The following is a 17,547-nucleotide window of genomic DNA, read 5'->3' on the forward strand; positions in this document are numbered from 1 at the left end:
AAGCTGGCCAGTCACGGGAATCGAAAATTATTAGACCGGATTCCTAGGATGGATCACCGGTGTGCCGCTCTGTTGACTAACGCTCCCCCTGTGGCAGGAACGCGCCCAGTAGGCACATCTACTTATTTTGCCATACTCCATGCCGGCAGACTAATCGCCTGGCTGGCCAGAAGTACCCGAATCGTCACGGTTTAGGCGTCGCCGCGGCGTACTGCCTTGCCATCGACGACGGCGTACCCCAGTTCCCAGAGAACGTTTTTCTCCGCTTTGCTGACGTTGGAGACGTCAAGGGCATCGATCAGGTCGGGGCGGCGCTCGGCCGTGCGGCGCAGCTGCAGCTCCTTGCGGAACTTGGCGATCTTGCCGTGGTTGCCACTGAGAAGCACGTCAGGGACGTCACGTTCGCGCCAGCTGGAGGGCTTCGTGTATACGGGGTACTCCAGCAAACCGTCAGAGTGTGATTCCTCGATCAGGGACTCGGGATTGCCCACCACACCGGGGATGAGGCGGCCAATGGCCTCAACCATGGCCAGCACGGCAACTTCGCCGCCGTTGAGCACGTAGTCGCCCAGGCTGACGGGACGGACCGTGTACTGATCAGCCGCCCACTCCAGCACCCGCTCGTCAATGCCCTCATAGCGCCCGCAGGCAAACACCAGATGCTGTTCCTCGGCGAGCTGATAAGCAAGCTGCTGGTTGAACACTTCACCAGCCGGGGACGGCACAATGAGCGTGGGCTTGGCGCCCTCCGCCACGGGAGAGGCCACGGCAATATCTGTGAGCGCCTGCGCCCACGGTTCAGGCTTCATGACCATGCCGGCACCACCGCCGTAGGGTGTGTCATCCACTGTGCGGTGCCGATCGGCCGTGTAGGAGCGCAGGTCATGCACAGCCAGCTCCAGGAGCCCTTCGGTGCGGGCCTTGCCAATCAGGCTCAAATCCAGGGGCGCCAGGTACTCCGGGAAAATACTGACAACGTCAAACCGCATTATTCGGGCTTTCCTTCTGAGTCAGCAATGTCGGCCGCTTCGCCGGACTCGTCACTCGCGGTTGTTTCCTTGTTCACGGTGAACAAACCCGCCGGAGGGGTCAACAGTACGTAGCCTTCTTCAATGTTGACCTCGGGGACGATCTCGTCCACGAACGGGACAAGGACCTCATCGCCTTCGTTGTCTTCAACCAGGAGCAGGTCCTGCACGGCTTGGGTGCGCAAACCAATCACCTTGCCCACCTTTTGCGTGCCGACCCGAACCTCAAGGTTCAGCAGTTCGTGTTCGTACCAAGCGTCGTCGTCCTCGTCATCATCGGATTCAAAGAACAAGGTGGCGCCGCGCAGCAGCTCCGCATCGTTGCGGGTGTTGGTGCCTTCGAAGCCGAGGAGGAGAATGTCCTTGTTCCAGCGCGAGCTCCTAACGGTCAACGTGCCGAGCTTGGCCGGCTCCACCACAAATTCAGTGCCGACGGCAAAGCGTGAATCGGGGGCGTCGGTGAGGACAAGTGCTGTCACTTCGCCGCGAATGCCGTGGGGTTTGCCAATCCGGGCAACCTGAACCTGCATGTGTACTCCTAGTACTTGGTATAGATGGAAAAAAATTTGGCCCCGACACCATTATGGTGCCGGGGCCAAACATTTGGCTTTACTGCTGAAAACTTGCCCAGCCTAGTGGCTGTGCGAAGTTCTGTGACGCAGGTTAGCGGCGGCGGTCGGTGTCGACGACGTCAACACGTACCGGCTCGCCATTGGCCAAGGCAGCAACCACTGTGCGCAATGCACGGGCGGTGCGGCCCTGTCGGCCAATTACCCGGCCCAGATCGTCTTGATGAACACGCACTTCGAGGGATTCCCCGCGGCGGTTGGTCTTGACGCTCACCTTGACGTCCTCGGGAGAGTCAACAATCCCGCGGACAAGGTGCTCCAGCGCTTCAGCCAACAAGCTACTCAGCCTCGGTGCTCTCAGGTGCCTCATCAGCGTCGGCCTTCTTGGCCTTCTTGGTGATGGCTTCCTTGATAACTACGCTCTTGGCTTCGGGTGCAACGAAAGCTGCCTTGGGAGCTTTCATCTTCAAGGTGCCTTCGGCGCCCTTGAGGCCCTTGAACTTCTGCCAGTCACCGGTGATCTTCAGGATCTTGGCAACAGGCTCGGACGGCTGAGCACCGACGGAGAGCCAGTACTGAGCGCGGTCGGTGTCGACCTCGATGAAGGAGGGGTGCTCGGTCGGGTGGTACTTGCCGATCTCTTCGATGGCACGGCCGTCACGCTTTGAGTGTGAGTCCATAACAACGATGCGGTAGTACGGGGCGCGCATTTTACCAAAGCGCTTAAGGCGAATCTTTACAGCCACTTTTGTGGTTACTCCTGGTTCGAAAAAGGGTCGAACTCCGTTTCACGCTCCCGTGGGGCGGGCCGATCGGCGGATTTCTAAGGACAGGACCATCACGCGGAGAGAGGGGCCGCGCGGATCGAGTACCTGTCCATTATGCCAGAAGTTTTCTTGCACATGCCACTCGTTACGCATTTCACCCTACGTGTTGTCCATCATGGTGCCGCGAGTGCTGACCTTGGCCACAAAAATGCCCGGGTAACCGTGCATCTCGCAGCCCAGGTCAGCACTCGGCCGGGACGTGTGGACTAATCCGCGGAGTAGAAGAACAAGCCCATCTTGGCATTCTCTTCGGCCGCAGTCACAGCCGCTGCCGCCATGGCGGCAAGGGCCTTCAGCAATGGCTCGGTGACCTCGGGAGTGGATTCCATCTCCTCAGCCGCCGCCCATTGGGCTGCCAGGTCCACGACCTCCTCGGGGTCCTCCGGAGCGTTCAGTTCGGCAAAGACTTCCAGCAAGGCATCGGGAACGGCGAACAGGGTGTCTAGCTCAATATCCACCAGGCTCAGCTCGGCTGCCACGCCTGTTGCATGAACTGCCTTGACGGCGAACTCACCCAGCACTTCAATCTCAAAGTCACTCAGACCGGGGGTCGGCAACACGGGAACGTCTACAGCCGGCGACTTGCCTGCCATCCGTGCCTTGGCACGGGCCACTGCTTGGTGGTGGTCGGCGATGAAGAACTCTGAGTAATTGGCCACGCATAAGCCTTTCAAGTTGGGATTCCGGCACTTTAGGGTTCCGGGGAGTCCATCGCAGTTACTGCGTGGATGCTCCGGAATCAACACTAACGCGAATCCGGTTCATCCACGGATCGTCAAAGAGGATCTCGGCACCTGTGTTGGCCACAGCAATGCCATGCTGGGTCAACCGCTCATGGAGCGATCCGACGTCGTCCTTGTGGGGCAGTTGGATGAGGACCTCACCCAGGCCGAGCGTGTCCTTGCGCGGCCCGGCGCCACGGCTGTTCCACACATTCATGGCCATGTGGTGGTGGTAGCCACCTGCGGACACAAATAGCGCCTGCCCATGGAAGTCGCAGGTCTTTTCAAATCCGAGCGTGTCCACATAGAATTTCTCAGCCGTTTTCACGTCACCGACCTGCAAGTGGACGTGACCAACATCGGCGCCGGATTGGCGCTGGCCCACAACGGCTTCCTCCGTGAGGTGCTGGTCCAGGTAGTGCTGCGGCGACAGTGACAGGGTGGCCATTTCAACTTCGCCGTTTTTCCAGGACCAGGAGTCGCGGGGGCGGTCCCAGTACAGCTCAATGCCATTGCCTTCGGGATCGGTGAAGTAAAAGGCCTCGGACACCAGATGGTCGGCGCTGCCGGCAAATGCCTGGGGGCTGTACTGGGCAGCGGTGGCAACAGTTGCGGCGAGGGCGGCCTGGTCGTTGAAAAGTAGCGCCGTGTGGAACAGTCCGGCTTCGCCACGTCCCGGAAGGTGCAGGCCTCCGGCAGGCTGCAGGTGCACCAGCGGAGTGCTGCCCCGACCCAAATATTGGCCGCCGTCAGCTTCGGCCACAATGTCAAGGCCCAGCGCCGTTTGGTAGTAGTTGCTCATGAGTGTCATGTCCCCCACCCTGAGCATGACGGTACCCATCGTGAGGTCGGCGGAAAGCAGGTCTTTGTGTGCGGTCATGGTGTCTCCAAGGTTTGTTGTACTCATATAGTATCAAACTACTTGAAGCTTCAACTTATTCCGGAACGTTTAGTGCAATTTTCATGACAATGCGCCGGCCCAGGGCATCCAGCCCAAGCTGTGATTCATGTTCGCGTGCAGCAGCCAGCCCCGGGGTCCAATGATCAGCTGGAATTTCAGTGAAGCCGCAACTCGCGTAGAAGGGCCCGTTGAAGGGAACGTCAGCAAAAGTGCACAGGGTCATGGCGGAGAATCCAGCTTCCTGGGCCCAGGCCTTGGCTGCCGCAACCAGGGACCGGCCTATCCCCTGGCGGCCGTACTCGGGCGTGACCGCCAACTGCTCCAGGTGCGCCAGTCCGTCCACGATTTCCAGCCTGACAAAACCGGCCGGAGGCCTCCCCGCAACCATAATGTGGAAGGCGGCGGCGAAATCGGCTGCTGTGCCCGGGGGTGGAAAATTCGCAATACTCATGGGCGGGTCCAGCGCTTCGAAGGCCGTGTCCGCCTCCGCCTCTATGGATGGCAGGAGCGCAAACTCGCTCAACGCTGCTGGACGTATTTCAAACATATAAGAAGACTAACTTCCGGCGCCGACATTGGCGCCCTACCCGTGCTTAGTCAAGCCGTGCGGCAACGGCTGCCTCAAGGAGCTTCTCAATCAATGCAGCCCCGTCGGAGCTATCGTGAGGCCTGTGCCCGTTCCGGTGCACAATATGCCGGGCACCTGTGGCATTCAGATACTCGGCGACTTCTTCATACAGGGGCTCCCAGCCGCCGGTGATGACAGTGGTGGGAACTCCGGGAATGATGTGCAGCGGCGCATCCGTGGACGGCGCCTGCAACCGGGCCCTGGCTGCCACCCGGGCAGAGGTCTCCACGCCCGTCGTCGGTACAACTGCCATCAGTGTATTGAACTCCGCCAAATAGTCTTCATCGGAGAGCTCGTGGGAGCGTGCAGCCAGGTCCGCAAGATGCGTTGAGTATGCGGCCGTGGCTGGCAGCTCAGCCGTCAAGGAGAGCAGAAGCGGTTCAATCAGGATCAGGGAGTGGATCAGATCGGGGCGTTGCACGGCAGCCATCATGGCCGCAACGGCACCTTGGGAGTGCGCCACTACATGCCCGCCGTCGCCAAGCTCGTTGAGCACTATCTGTGCATCAGCTGCAAAGTCGGTCGCTTTGGGCTGCTCGATGGCGTCGAACCCGGTCCGCTTGAGAAAGAGACAGTCGTAGTGCCCGGCCAGGAGATGTTGGGCCGGCCAGGCCGCAGCACCGAAGCCGTCGACGCCGTGGACAAACACAATCCGGGTTTTACTCATTGGAGCAGGTTACCGGACAAAATACCCGGTGAACGCAAAGAATGCTGCCGATGTGGTCTTTCGCTGGTGATATATCACCAGCGAAAGACCACATCGGCAGCATCAAGTTTTGCGGCGCCTACTTGCCCAGGAACTTTTCAAATCCCTTGGGCAGGTTCAGGTTTGACGGGTCAAAGTCCTCGGCTCCCGCACCGAAGGCTGCACCTGTTGGCAGTCCCTTGGGGGCGTTCGCCTTTTCCTGTGCTGCCTTCAACTCGGCAGCAGCCTTCGCCGGGTTGCCCGACTTGGCCTTCTTCTTGGGGCTCTGCTTGCCTTTACGGGCACTGTTGAAGCCGCCGGGTCCGGCCATGCCGGGCATGCCCGGAATGCCGCCGCCCTGGGCCATCTTCTTCATCATCTTCTGGGCCTGGCCAAAACGCTCCAGCAGGCCGTTGACCTCGGATACGTGGACACCGGAACCCTTGGCGATGCGGGCGCGGCGTGAGCCGTTCACGATCTTCGGGGCCACACGCTCATGCGGTGTCATGGAGCGGACAATTGCTTCAACGCGGTCAATCTCGCGCTCGTCAAAGTTCTCCAGTTGCTGGCGCATATTCGCAGCACCGGGCATCATCATGAGCATCTTCTTCATGGAGCCCATTTTGCGAATCTGCTGCATCTGGGCCAGGAAGTCATCCAGTGTGAAGTCTTCCTGGTCGGCGAATTTCTTCGCCATCCGCTCGGCTTCGCCCTTGTCCCAGTTCTTTTCAGCCTGCTCAATGAGCGTGAGCACATCGCCCATGTCAAGGATGCGGCTGGCCATGCGGTCCGGGTGGAACAACTCGAAGTCGTCCAGGCCCTCACCGGTGGAGGCGAACATGACGGGCTTGCCGGTGATGGAGGCAACCGAGAGGGCCGCACCACCGCGGGCGTCGCCGTCGAGCTTGGTAAGGACAACTCCGGTGAAGTTCACGCCTTCGTTGAACGCCTGCGCCGTGGCAACAGCGTCCTGGCCGATCATGGCGTCAATGACAAAGAGAACTTCGTCGGGGTTGATGGCGGCCCGGATGTCCGAGGCCTGCTTCATGAGCTCGGCGTCAATGCCCAGGCGGCCGGCGGTGTCAACAATGACCACGTCGTGCAGCTTGGACTTCGCCTCGGCCAGACCGGCCAGGGCTACGGCTACGGGATCGCCCGTAGCGCTTTCAAATTCGCTGCTGACACCCGGGTGGGGGGCAAACACGGGGACGCCTGCGCGCTCACCGTTGACCTGAAGCTGCTTGACAGCGTTGGGGCGCTGCAAGTCAGCCGCAACCAGCAGGGGGCTGTGGCCCTGGCCCTTGAGCCACTTGGACAGCTTTCCGGCCAAGGTGGTCTTACCGGCACCCTGCAATCCAGCCAGCATGATGACAGTGGGAGGGTTCTTGGCCAGATTGATGCGGCGGGTTTCGCCACCCAGAATGGTCACGAGCTCTTCGTTGACAATCTTGACAATCTGCTGCGCCGGATTCAGCGCCTCATTGACCTCGGAGCCCAGGGCACGCTCACGGACCTTTGAGGTAAATTCGCGAACCACGGGCACTGCAACGTCAGCATCCAGAAGGGCGCGACGGATCTCGCGCACTGTGGCATCGACGTCGGCTTCGCTGAGCCGGCCCTTGCCACGGAGGTTCTTGAAAGTTGCTGTCAACCGATCAGATAGGGAGTTGAACACGCGCCGCGTACTTCTTTCGTCAGGGATTAACCAGCACCCGCGCGACCCGGCCATCTGACCTGGCCGCGCATGACGGGCGCGGCAATTACATTATTCAGGATGAGACCGGCGAAATGTTGGCTCTTGGCCACCACCTCGCTCCCTTTCCTGAGGGACTCAACTATCAAGGGTACCAACTAGCGGGCCACTTCGCTGCACACTCCCGGCGCGTTCACGTCTCGGGCCACCAGCGCCGCAAGGAGAGAAAAGTCCTCGCCACAAACAGGCATTGCCCAGCATTGTTCACGCCGAAGTGACATGCTGAGTTGGTGATAGAAAACACCGCAGCCCTCAGTGATTCCCCTGCCGCATCGACTGCCACGCACGACGCCGGGTCCCCGACCCAGGCGGTTGGCGCGGCTGATCGGATCAAGACGCTCGTCATCCTGGGAGCCTCGGGCGATCTCACCGGCAGGCTTTTGCTGCCCGGAGTTGCCCGACTCATTGCCTCAGGGCGTGCTCCCGGGCTGTCCCTGGTGGGCGCCGGCAGCGACGACTGGTCCCCCGGGCAGTGGCAGGAACGGCTCACGGGAAGTTTTGCCGACGCCCTGACTCCGGGCGGCCAATCCACCGCTGCCGGCATTGACGAGTTGCGGCGGGTTCAGTCGGAGAGCAGCTACCTGCAGCTGGATGTCACAGCCAAGGGAGCGCTGGGCGCGTTCCTCAAGGGTGTTGCGGGACCGGTTGCCCTGTATTTTGCGCTGCCTCCGGCCGTCAGCCAGAAAGCGTGCCAGATTCTTCTCAAGAGTGACCTGCCGCCAGGCACACGGCTGGTCATGGAGAAACCGTTTGGTTCCAGCACCGAATCGGCCCAGGAGCTCAATGCCACCCTCGCCACGCTGGTGCCCGAGGACCACATTCACCGGGTGGATCATTTCCTGGGCAAGTCCACTGTGCTGAACATTATGGGGCTGCGCTTCGCCAACAGGCTACTGGAGCATTCCTGGAATGGTGAGCACATTGAAAAAGTGGAGATCATCTTTGATGAGCCCCTGACCTTGGAAAACCGTGCCCGCTACTATGACCACGCCGGTGCCGGCCGCGACATGATTCAAAGCCACCTGCTGCAAATCATGGCGATCATGGCCATGGAACCACCGGCAACGTTGGGCGAAAATGATGTCCGATCCAATATTGCGGCCGTGTTGCGGGCCAGCACTGTAGGCCCTGCCGGCTCCGGTGATGCGGCCCTCCACAGCCGGCGTGCCCGCTACACCAGCGGGCACATCGGTGACCGCACGGTTCCGGACTATCTGGCCGAGGAAGGTGTGGACCCCGCCAACGACACTGAAACGTTGGCCGAGGTTGAGGTGTATGTGAACAATTGGCGTTGGGCGCATGTTCCCTTCATTTTGCGTTCCGGCAAGGCACTGGGCCGCGCCCGCAAGGAAGCCGTCGTTACGTTCAAACCCGTCCCGCATCTGCCGGTGGGATTCAAGGGCACCGACTCCCCCACGCGCCTGCACATTGGCTTTGGGCCGGAAACGCTGACCCTTGACCTGGACGTCAATGGTCCTGGGGACTTGTTCACCCTGGACCGCGTCCATCTGGAGGCAGCGCTGGCCAGTGATCCCCTGCTGCCCTACGGCGAAGTTTTGGATGGTGTGCTGAGCGCGGATCCCCTCCTATCGGTGCGCGGGGACACAGCTGAGGAATGCTGGCGCATTGTGGAAGCAACCTTTGCCACGTGGAAGTCCGGGAACGTCCCCATGGAGGAATACCCCGCTGGCAGCCTGGGCCCGAAAGGATGGGCCACCAGCTCCGACTAGCAAGAACAAGGCACAAGAACGACGGCGGCACCTGAGGTGAGTTACTCACTCACCTCAGATGCCGCCGTCTCCCCACACCCTCCCTGGCCCCGCAAGCTCGGTCAGGGAACCCTCGGGTGTGTGGGCCCATACGTTTATTGATTTAGATAGCGGCTACGCCGCGTTCACCGGTTCTCACGCGGACCGCCTCATACACTTCAATCATCCAGACCTTGCCGTCGCCGGCGGTTCCTGTGTTGGAACTGGCAACAATGATGTCCATGAGGTCATAGGCCTGATCGTCACTGGCAAGGACCTCTATGCGGATCTTGGGGTGCAGATCAACGGTGTACTCGGCCCCGCGGTAGACCTCCGTGTGGCCGCGTTGGCGCCCGTAGCCGTGGGCCCCGCTGACGGTCAGCCCCTGGACGCCATAGCTTTCTAAGGCGTTGCGTACCTCGTCAAGCTGTTCCGGGCGGATTATTGCTGTTATGAGTTTCATGCATCAACCTTCGATTCTTCAGTGTGTGATTCCTTGGACCCTGAAGTCGTCGGCAGTTTTTCAATCATCGGCTGGAAACTGCCGGAGCTGCGGCCGCCCAGATCATAGGCGGATTCGGCGTGAACGGAAACGTCAATTCCATCCACTTCGTGTTCGCTGCTGATGCGGAAGCCCATGGTCTTGTTGATGATCCAACCGATGATGAACGCAATGATGAACGAGTAAAGCATGACTGCCAAGGCGCCGATGGCCTGCTTGCCCAGGAGTTCAAACCCACCGCCATAGAACAGTCCCTGGCCGCCGGCAGGCGAGTTGGGATCAGCCGCGAAGCCGATGAACAGGGTTCCGACGATACCGCCCACCAGGTGGACGCCGACCACGTCGAGAGAATCGTCAATGCCCATCCGGTACTTCAGGCCCACGGCCAAGGCGCAGACGGCCCCGGCGAGCAGGCCCAGGGCCATCGACCACATGGGGGTCAAGGCGGAGCAGGCCGGAGTGATGGCGACCAAGCCGGCGACGGCACCTGATGCGGCACCCAAGGAGGTTGCATGTCCGTCGCGGATCTTTTCAACCAGGAGCCAGCCAAGGATCGCTGCGGCAGGAGCGGCGAGCGTATTGATCCAGGCATAGCCGGCCACGGCGTTGGCTCCCAGAGCGGAGCCGGCGTTGAAGCCAAACCAACCGAACCACAGCAGTCCGGCGCCCAGCATGACGAAGGGGAGGTTGTGCGGGCGGTGGCTGGAATCCTTGCCAAAGCCTTTTCGCTTGCCAAGAATCAGCGCCAGGGCTAGTGCGGCAGCACCGGCGTTGATGTGAACTGCTGTACCACCGGCAAAGTCAATGACGCCGAGGCCTTGGCCGATCCAACCGCCTGTGGGGTTTCCGTCGGCATCCTCGGTGAAGGAGAACACCCAGTGAGCCACGGGGAAGTAGACGACTGTCACCCAGATTGCGGCGAAGAGCATCCAGGCACCAAATTTGGCCCTGTCGGCAATGGCGCCTGTAATGAGCGCAACCGTAATGATGGCAAACACTGCCTGGAATCCCACAAAGGCAACTTCCGGAATGGTGCCCACCAGAGGCATTCCGTCGCCGGTATCGAGAACACCCTGCAGACCCAACTTCTCAAACGGGTTTCCGAGCAGTCCCCCGCCGATGTCAGTACCGAACGTTGCCGAGTAGCCAAACAGTACCCATATGACGGCTACTACTGCGATGGCTCCAAAGCTCATCATCATCATGTTCAGCACACCCTTGGCCCGGGTCATGCCACCGTAGAAAAACGCTAGTCCTGGGGTCATCAACAGCACCAAAGATGCGGATATGAGGACCCAAGCTGTATCGCCAGTATTCATTAGCTGCTGGCCTTTCATTGCGAGAGTTACTGCGTGCCGCTCCATCGGGGCTGTGCAATCTGGACTCTTACAATGTTGGTTCCTGCGTGTTTCACTACGGCGCGCCAATGATTTCCACCACGTTACATCCGCCGCCCGGGCGTTAACTTCAAACGTCGGGAATGTTTCGGCCGTGTTTCCGGCCCATAGTTAAATGGCCTCAAGAAAAGCGCTGACGCACCCTGCTTGAGGCCATTAATGCTTGAACTACGTCGCTTGGGCCTTGGTAACCACTACGGCGATCTGCACCCTGTTTCCTACCCCAAGCTTGTTCATCACATTGGACACCAACAGCTTCACTGTCGCTTCGCTGATGTGCAGCGAGGACGCCAGCTGACTGTTTGTCAAGCCTGAGGTGACCCCTTCGGCTACGCGTTGTTCGCGGGCGTTAAGGTCGTCGAATCTCTTGAGATGTATTTTGTCCAGGAATACACTGCGCGACTTGATTGCCCGTCGCGCCGTATCGCTGAGAATGAGGGCCCCGCCTCGGTGGATCATTCGCAGCGCCGTTGGCAGGTCCTCGGAGATGGTTTCGTTGCGCAAAATTGCGCTGGCGCCACAACCAATGAGGTACTGGCCAATATCTTCAGGCACATCGCCCATGATCACAATAGTGGGCGGATACGGTGTATTACTGAGTGCTTTGCAGGAAAGCGTGAGCTCCTGCTCCCCCATGGCGACGTCCAAAAGGACCAAGTCCAGCGGATGATCTGCTAGCAGCTCCAGAATTTCATCGCAGTCCGAACACGATCCGAGCACGTCAATGAAACTTGCCGGTTGCAACAGCTGAGCCAAGCCCAGTGCTGTTACATAGTCGCACCCCACGACTGCCATACGTATTTTAGAGTTATTTCTTGCTATCCCCAAATTCAACTCTTCACCGCCAGAAACTCCCCCAATATTTTTCTTCCAATATGTTATTCGCAAAAAAGTCATGTGTCTGTACCAGACCGGTTAGCAAGAAGACTGAACTTGGACGAGCATCTAATCCGGGCATTTGGAAACAGAGGCGACTATCCGCCTATTACAACCCTTGTGCTCACTTTTGGTCATCATATCGCAACAGGACATTAGATCGATCAAAAACAATACATTGCCTGGTTTAAGTTCGCAATGTTCTGTATTAATACGTTCCGTCATGTGTTGGGCGTGGCGGACAACCCATGGGGGTGGGCAGCCGTGCAAGACACTAGGAGATGGGCGTCAAATCCGGCTCTCAATCTTTTGTGGTTCCTGAATTTGGTGTTGCTGGCAGTTTGGCCGGAGCTGGAGATGCGGCGGAAGGCGAACTGTCCGCCGCCGACTTTTCCCGTGGAGCTGCTTTTGGCAGCCGGCCCAGAATGTTGCGACCAGTGCGATCCAGCCAAGCAACAATCAGCACCCATGTTGTTCCGGAGACCAAGACAGCATCTGCCGAGGCCATCACGCCCGAGAAAAACGGCAATCCCATGAGAACGGCAATCCCCAAGTGCATGGCCAAGATGCCAACTAATGCAATTCTGCGGGTGAACTTATTGAAGAGCATGAACGGGAATGCAATCTGGATGACAACACTGAAGTAGGTCACTAGAACTACAACCGGACCGAAATTCGTGGCCATGTCCGAGAGCCAAGGGAATACCCCGTATGCGTCGGACTGCAGTGGGTAGTACATGGCTGTGCCATTTTGCCAAAGCAGGCCTTGGACTTTATACAAGCCAGCTTCCAAATAGACAAGGCACAACTGGCCAACTACCAAGATCAAGGCCAAGTTGTGAAGGACAGTACCGGTTTCGGTTTCCTTCAGGTTTTTCTTGGCACGACGGCGTGAATCCAGCGACCAGCGCCGGGAAATGTCTGCGAACACCAAGTAGATGAGCATGATGCGCAAAAAGTAGTTTCCGCCGTCAGCAATGGTGACATTCTGGGCGTTAATACCGGCGTAGAAGACAAACAGCAACGGTGTGACAATTCGGGTGCGCCAACCCAGAAGGAACGCTATTGCCAGGACTATCGTGACTGCGTACCACAGCCAGAATGGTCCGGTACCAGCGTTGCGCAGGAGATCGAGCGGCCATTGATAGCCCAGAATTTCCCTGAAACCATCCCAGTAGGCGGATCCGGGTCCCCAGATGCGGGCAGCCACGGGAATGTTGAGTAACAGCCACCCGAGGGTGAGAGTTCCCGTGGAAATTCGCATGACGGCCAGGCCGTAGTCAGCGTGTCGATTGCCCACAAACCACGTCAGTATGGTGTTGATGAACTTCACTGGCGCCCAGCGATTGCTGCGCAGCCACGCGCGAATGGTGGGAGGCTGTGCGGAGGTGTCCTCACTCGGCACTGCCACGTTGTTTGAGCTCATTTCGTCGATCTTCTCGTTTTTCATTTCCATGCCGCCATGGTGTCTTCGTCGAATGTCTTTACGTCACGCCAGCCGATTTTGATAAATGTGGAGCTGGTCTCCACAACATTGTTGTGACGCTGCTCGAAGGGAACAACGGGATCCCTGCGCATGCGAACTTCAACAATAGAGGCCTTGCCGTCCCACAGCTCCAGGGCTTTCAAGGAAGCAAATCCCACAGCCACATCTTCAAGCCGCTGGTAGTTCTGCAGTGTGGTGAGTTCGCTGGGCGTAAACTTCTTGGCCGCCTCGGCCGAATTCAGATCAACCTCAAAAACCGGTTTCCCCTCAATGTGGTTGGCCTGGGCCGTGGCTGATTCCTTGGCGGACAGTTTCTCAGCTGCTGTCCAGAACCGGCTATGAATGGATCGTGACTGCTTGGATTCCCGGTTGGAGAACATGTTGAACCTAGCGGAGTCCATTTCCTGCTGAGTGACGTTCTGCCATTCCGTAAATTCCGCGCCAGCACTTTCACCCTTGGCGCATACCTCCGCCGAGCTCACGCAAGCACGCATCAAAAAGTACTCATTCTGAGAGTACGGGCCTGGCGCGAAGAGGCTCCAGCCTTGGTCCAACGGTCCCAGAAAATACTTGTTGAGGGCCGGTTGGAGGGCTTGTTTGAGCGGTGTCTGAGGGCCGGTAAACGCCAAGGTTGCCGCCAAGTGACCGCCAACCAAGAGTCCACCGATGAGCAAGACGATGCTAGATAGCCGTCCGATGCGTCGAATTTTCACGAAATGCCTTCTTCAAATTTTGTTGCCGGCCGTAGCAACAGCAACCAAGAATATGAGGCGCAGTCAGGGCCCACTCCGAAAGGGAGTGAGCCCTGACTACGCGTGTTTCACCCAGCGCAGCTGGGGTCTAACTGACTATGCAGACTTGCGCTTGCGCACAATCATCATTGTTGCCATGCCCAAGAGCAACAGCGAACCGCCAGCGATGAGCAGTCCGGCGGACTCCGCACCTGTGGAGGCGAGTTGCTTGCCCTTCGACACGTGGACGCTGCCGTTATTGGCGGCGGTGTTCTTGCCCGTGTTCACAGCGGTATTGGTGGCTGTGTTGACGTTCGTGTTCACAGCAGTGTTGACGTTCGTGTTCGTGGCAGTGTTCGCAGCCCCGTTCACAGCGGTATTGGTCGCGGTGTTGACGTTGGTGTTCACAGCGGTGTTGACGTTGGTGTTCACGGCAGTGTTCGTGCCCGTGTTCACAGCAGTGTTCACGTTCGTGTTCGCAGCCGTGTTCGTGGCAGTGTTCGCAGCCCCGTTCACAGCAGTGTTCACGTTCGTGTTCGCAGCAGTGTTGTCAGCCGTGTTGTCTTCGAGAGCAATAACCGTGAACGTCACGCTGTCAGAAGCCGTGGTCTTGTTGTCGGTAACCAAGAGTTGGTAGTCGCCGACTGCAAGGTTCGTGCTGTCGACTCGCAAGGCAAGATTGCCCTGCGCGTCGATCGCCAGTACGTCCGTCAACAACGTTTCACCAACAATGGCGAGCGGTGTTACGGTCCCGGCGCCCTGGCCCACAGGAGCAATGTATACAGTTGCTGTTTGGCCTGCGGAGAACTTGGAGCCGGTCAGGAGTGTGCTTTGACCCTGTTCGACCGTCTTCGGCGTAACGTCAACGCTCACCAAAGGCAGCGCCGGAGCATTCACTACCAAATACCTGGCGGTGGACTTTCCTGTGGTGTTGTCCACGACAGTCACCTTGTATGTACCCGGAGCCAAGCCATCAGTGTTAATCGTGTAGTCGATGTCTCCACCAGCTGAAACAACTTCGTTGGTTGTCAGCACGGTTTCAATTCCCGTGCCACGGTCCTTGATCTTGACGCTCACTGTCCCATTGGGCGTGTACTTCTCGCCCAGTACCAGAGAATCCTGACCAACCGTCACAACACCGGGTACCAAGTCAAAGTCCTGGTGGATGGTGTTGTCAGCCGTGTTGGCGCCCGTGTTCATTGCGGTGTTCGTTGCCGTGTTTACGTTCGTGTTCGTCGCAGTGTTCACGCCAGTGTTCACGTTCGTGTTCGTAGCCGTGTTCACGCCAGTGTTCGTTGCGGTGTTCACGCCAGTGTTGACAGTCGTGTTGTCACCCGTGTTCGTAGCCGTGTTCACGCCAGTGTTCGCAGTCGTGTTCGTAGCCGTGTTCACGCCAGTGTTCGCAGTCGTGTTCGTTGCGGTGTTCACGCCAGTGTTCGCAGTCGTGTTCGTTGCGGTGTTCACGCCAGTGTTGACAGTCGTGTTGTCACCCGTGTTCGTCGACGTATTCGTAGCCGTGTTCACGCCAGTGTTCACGGTTGTGTTGGTCGACGTGTTCGTTGCGGTGTTCACGCCAGTGTTGACAGTCGTGTTCGTTGCGGTGTTCACGCCAGTGTTGACAGTCGTGTTGTCACCCGTGTTCGTCGACGTATTCGTAGCCGTGTTCACGCCAGTGTTCACGGTTGTGTTGGTCGACGTGTTCGTAGCGGTGTTCACGCCGGTGTTCGCAGTCGTGTTAGTGGACGTGTTCGTAGCGGTGTTCACCCCAGTGTTGACAGTCGTGTTGTCACCAGTGTTCGTAGCCGTGTTTACGGTGGTGTTGGTCCCGGTGTTCACAGCGGTATTCACAGCGGTGTTCACAGCTGTGTTGACGTCAGTCGGGCTGCCATTGGTAACGGTCAACGGGGTTTCCGCCTCGTCGCCAGCAACAGTGCTTCCCTCGACCTTGCCCGCGCCAGCGGGAGTTCCGGCAGGAACCGTCAGGGTGGCGTTGATTTCGCCAGCTGCGTTGGATTGAACGGTAACCGGCGAGCCAATGACAGCACCTGCACCATTGACAATCTGGACGGTTACTGCGGTGTTGGCCGGCCAGTTTGCACCGGTGACAACAGTAGTGTTGCCATCCTGAACGCTGCTGGGGGTAGCCACAACTGTCGGAACCAGGACGATGGGCGCATCCAGGGCGCGAACCGTTGACGTGGCCAGGCTAACCTTGGCCACGGTCGCCGGTGCGGCAAGTCCCGGAAGGAGCGTCAGGGTCAAAGCACTCACCGAGAACGATCCGGCACCGAGGGCGCCGACAACCGGCTGATCATTAACTGTCAGCTGGACAACCTGCGCCAGAACGCCGTTAATCACGGGTGACAGAGTCGTCAGCAGAGGCGCGGTGGCGCCAGCTACAAGGCCGCCAACGCTGTTCAAAACAGGGTTGACTGCCGTTCCGACAGCTGTCTTGATGAGCGGCAGGGCAACAGTGTTGAGTGCGACCTCCAGTGTTCCATCGAGGACCGCCCCCAAACCGGTGACGTCAACAACGGGGGCCGTCGGGTCGGTTCCGAGGAGCTGCCCCAAGGACGCGTCAATCGTGACCGTGCCCGTAAGGAGGACGGCACTGGCCTCGGCATTCACAACGAGGCGAATGGAGTTGAGAGCGTTCTTAATTTCCTGGGTAATGGTTGCCGTCAAATCATCGATGGCCGCACCCAGAGCCACGGTAATGGCCGAAAGGGTTGCAGCGTTGATGACGTCAGTATTGGGATCCTGGCCGTTGAGGCCATCTGTTGCATCAAAGGCTTTGGCGAGGTCGATAGTGACCATTCCGGTGCCCAGATTGATGTTTGCAATCCCGTTGGGATCCGAAACGTTCTTGGTGATCAGGTTTGTCTTTACGCCGTTAAGCGCCGTGTTAACACCGTTGAGGCCAATGGTCGTGTTGCTCAGGCCAATGCCAGCGACGTTGACACCGTTCAAAATGCCTGCAATGGTGCCCAGCAGGGGACTGCTGGAGCCTGCAACACCATTGAGCGTGACGCCGAGTCCGTCAACCACGCCTCCAACTGATGTGGTCAAGGCGCCAACGGCAGGGCTCTTGATGTTGAGCTTGGCATCAGCAACTACGTACTCCGGGCTGATGACGGCGGCGTTCTTTGATGCCTTGGACGCCAGGGCACCGATTTCAAGGCCAAGTTCGCTGACAGCGGGGCTGGTCAACGGATCAAGTCCAGCCTGCGCGAGCAAATCGGTCAGATTGATCTTGGCATTGCCGCGGGGACTGCCGTCGGCGTTGTTCAAGGCGATGGCACCGTTGGCGTCAACTGCACCGGCGGCAGCTGTTGCCGAGGTTGCAGACGGCGCAGCAGCATAGCTGTTCAACACGCCCAGGGCACCCAGGTCAAGAAGACCCTTGGGTTGGCCGGCAGTCTTGAGCAGCGGCAGGGTTACGGTCCCTGCATTGAGCTGCAGCCCACCGAGGGCCGGGAGGCCGATGTTAATGGGCGCGGCGTTCGGGCCTGCGTCGCTGGGGTTTCCAGCCAGGCTTGAAGCCGATGCCAATAATTGTGCCTTCAGCAGGTCTGCTGAGATTACCTGGCCCAAGGCCTCGGAGTCGTCGGTCGACGCCGCGTTCGCTCCAGACATGGACATAAACATCATGCTGACGGCGACACCGCCCGCCAACACCTTTGAGCCGGTTCGC

At 58.9% G+C, this 17,547-nt stretch carries 16 protein-coding genes; 1 reads left to right on the forward strand and 15 read right to left on the reverse strand.

What is annotated here, in order from left to right; translation table 11 throughout:
- Nucleotides 1–191: 191 nt before the first annotated feature.
- From trmD to ffh, 9 genes are all read right to left on the reverse strand, one after another.
- Entirely contained in the window at nt 192–989 is a 798-nt protein-coding gene (trmD, locus tag CVS28_RS05415; protein ID WP_103467279.1) for a tRNA (guanosine(37)-N1)-methyltransferase TrmD, read from the reverse strand.
- A complete protein-coding gene (rimM, locus tag CVS28_RS05420; protein ID WP_103480945.1) occupies nt 989–1,558 on the reverse strand; it encodes a ribosome maturation factor RimM in 570 nt (189 codons plus the stop codon). Before rimM ends, trmD begins: the two co-directional genes overlap by 1 nt.
- A 133-nt stretch (nt 1,559–1,691) precedes the next feature.
- Nucleotides 1,692–1,934, reverse strand: a complete 243-nt coding sequence (locus tag CVS28_RS05425) for an RNA-binding protein (RefSeq protein ID WP_103467277.1) — start codon at nt 1,932–1,934, stop codon at nt 1,692–1,694.
- Between the two features lies 1 nt (nt 1,935).
- On the reverse strand, nt 1,936–2,343 hold the full coding sequence (rpsP, locus tag CVS28_RS05430) for a 30S ribosomal protein S16 (RefSeq protein ID WP_103467276.1): 408 nt from the start codon (nt 2,341–2,343) through the stop codon (nt 1,936–1,938).
- A gap of 287 nt (nt 2,344–2,630) precedes the next feature.
- A complete protein-coding gene (locus tag CVS28_RS05435) occupies nt 2,631–3,083 on the reverse strand; it encodes a hypothetical protein (RefSeq protein WP_103467275.1) in 453 nt (150 codons plus the stop codon).
- A 58-nt stretch (nt 3,084–3,141) separates the two neighbouring features.
- Nucleotides 3,142–4,026, reverse strand: a complete 885-nt coding sequence (locus CVS28_RS05440) for a VOC family protein (protein ID WP_103467274.1) — start codon at nt 4,024–4,026, stop codon at nt 3,142–3,144.
- Between the two features lie 55 nt (nt 4,027–4,081).
- Nucleotides 4,082–4,594, reverse strand: a complete 513-nt coding sequence (locus CVS28_RS05445; RefSeq protein ID WP_103480946.1) for a GNAT family N-acetyltransferase — start codon at nt 4,592–4,594, stop codon at nt 4,082–4,084.
- A 46-nt stretch (nt 4,595–4,640) separates the two neighbouring features.
- Nucleotides 4,641–5,342 carry an alpha/beta fold hydrolase gene (locus CVS28_RS05450; RefSeq protein ID WP_103480947.1) on the reverse strand — a complete coding sequence of 234 codons (702 nt, stop codon included), beginning with the start codon at nt 5,340–5,342 and terminating at the stop codon, nt 4,641–4,643.
- Between the two features lie 118 nt (nt 5,343–5,460).
- Nucleotides 5,461–7,035 carry a signal recognition particle protein gene (ffh, locus tag CVS28_RS05455; RefSeq protein WP_103467271.1) on the reverse strand — a complete coding sequence of 525 codons (1,575 nt, stop codon included), beginning with the start codon at nt 7,033–7,035 and terminating at the stop codon, nt 5,461–5,463.
- Nucleotides 7,036–7,442: 407 nt separating this feature from the next.
- On the opposite strand from ffh, the gene CVS28_RS05460 reads away from it, so the two are divergent.
- Nucleotides 7,443–8,843: a glucose-6-phosphate dehydrogenase gene (locus CVS28_RS05460; protein WP_103467298.1), complete on the forward strand. Its 1,401-nt coding sequence runs from the start codon at nt 7,443–7,445 to the stop codon at nt 8,841–8,843.
- Nucleotides 8,844–8,985: 142 nt separating this feature from the next.
- On the opposite strand, the gene CVS28_RS05465 is transcribed toward CVS28_RS05460, so the two are convergent.
- The 6 genes from CVS28_RS05465 to CVS28_RS05490 form a co-directional block, all read right to left on the reverse strand.
- The gene (locus tag CVS28_RS05465) at nt 8,986–9,324 is read right to left on the reverse strand and encodes a P-II family nitrogen regulator (protein WP_103467270.1); all 339 of its coding nucleotides are present in this window, start codon (nt 9,322–9,324) and stop codon (nt 8,986–8,988) included.
- Nucleotides 9,321–10,682, reverse strand: coding sequence for an ammonium transporter (locus CVS28_RS05470; RefSeq protein WP_103467269.1), 1,362 nt, complete (start codon nt 10,680–10,682; stop codon nt 9,321–9,323). The genes CVS28_RS05465 and CVS28_RS05470 overlap by 4 nt, the downstream gene beginning before the upstream one ends.
- 246 nt (nt 10,683–10,928) lie before the next feature.
- Entirely contained in the window at nt 10,929–11,657 is a 729-nt protein-coding gene (locus CVS28_RS05475; protein WP_103480948.1) for a response regulator transcription factor, read from the reverse strand.
- A 280-nt stretch (nt 11,658–11,937) separates the two neighbouring features.
- Nucleotides 11,938–13,092, reverse strand: a complete 1,155-nt coding sequence (locus CVS28_RS05480; RefSeq protein WP_103480949.1) for an HTTM domain-containing protein — start codon at nt 13,090–13,092, stop codon at nt 11,938–11,940.
- Nucleotides 13,083–13,835: a DUF5819 family protein gene (locus tag CVS28_RS05485; RefSeq protein ID WP_133159062.1), complete on the reverse strand. Its 753-nt coding sequence runs from the start codon at nt 13,833–13,835 to the stop codon at nt 13,083–13,085. The genes CVS28_RS05480 and CVS28_RS05485 overlap by 10 nt, the downstream gene beginning before the upstream one ends.
- A gap of 135 nt (nt 13,836–13,970) precedes the next feature.
- Complete coding sequence (locus tag CVS28_RS05490) at nt 13,971–17,495, reverse strand: choice-of-anchor G family protein (protein ID WP_103480951.1); 3,525 nt, start codon at nt 17,493–17,495, stop codon at nt 13,971–13,973.
- Between the last annotated feature and the right edge of the window lie 52 nt (nt 17,496–17,547).

Source organism: Arthrobacter glacialis, assembly GCF_002909415.1.
Taxonomy (GTDB): domain Bacteria; phylum Actinomycetota; class Actinomycetes; order Actinomycetales; family Micrococcaceae; genus Specibacter; species Specibacter glacialis.

What these genes read in the sequence shown, in the direction of transcription:
- CVS28_RS05490 (WP_103480951.1), bottom strand. Translation starts at nt 17,495, where the DNA reads ATGTCCATGTCTGGAGCGAACGCGGCGTCGACCGACGACTCCGAGGCC.
- CVS28_RS05470 (WP_103467269.1), bottom strand. Translation starts at nt 10,682, where the DNA reads ATGAATACTGGCGATACAGCTTGGGTCCTCATATCCGCATCTTTGGTG.
- CVS28_RS05465 (WP_103467270.1), bottom strand. Translation starts at nt 9,324, where the DNA reads ATGAAACTCATAACAGCAATAATCCGCCCGGAACAGCTTGACGAGGTA.
- CVS28_RS05445 (WP_103480946.1), bottom strand. Translation starts at nt 4,594, where the DNA reads ATGTTTGAAATACGTCCAGCAGCGTTGAGCGAGTTTGCGCTCCTGCCA.
- rimM (WP_103480945.1), bottom strand. Translation starts at nt 1,558, where the DNA reads ATGCAGGTTCAGGTTGCCCGGATTGGCAAACCCCACGGCATTCGCGGC.
- CVS28_RS05475 (WP_103480948.1), bottom strand. Translation starts at nt 11,657, where the DNA reads ATGACTTTTTTGCGAATAACATATTGGAAGAAAAATATTGGGGGAGTT.
- CVS28_RS05440 (WP_103467274.1), bottom strand. Translation starts at nt 4,026, where the DNA reads ATGACCGCACACAAAGACCTGCTTTCCGCCGACCTCACGATGGGTACC.
- trmD (WP_103467279.1), bottom strand. Translation starts at nt 989, where the DNA reads ATGCGGTTTGACGTTGTCAGTATTTTCCCGGAGTACCTGGCGCCCCTG.
- CVS28_RS05450 (WP_103480947.1), bottom strand. Translation starts at nt 5,342, where the DNA reads ATGAGTAAAACCCGGATTGTGTTTGTCCACGGCGTCGACGGCTTCGGT.
- CVS28_RS05480 (WP_103480949.1), bottom strand. Translation starts at nt 13,092, where the DNA reads ATGGAAATGAAAAACGAGAAGATCGACGAAATGAGCTCAAACAACGTG.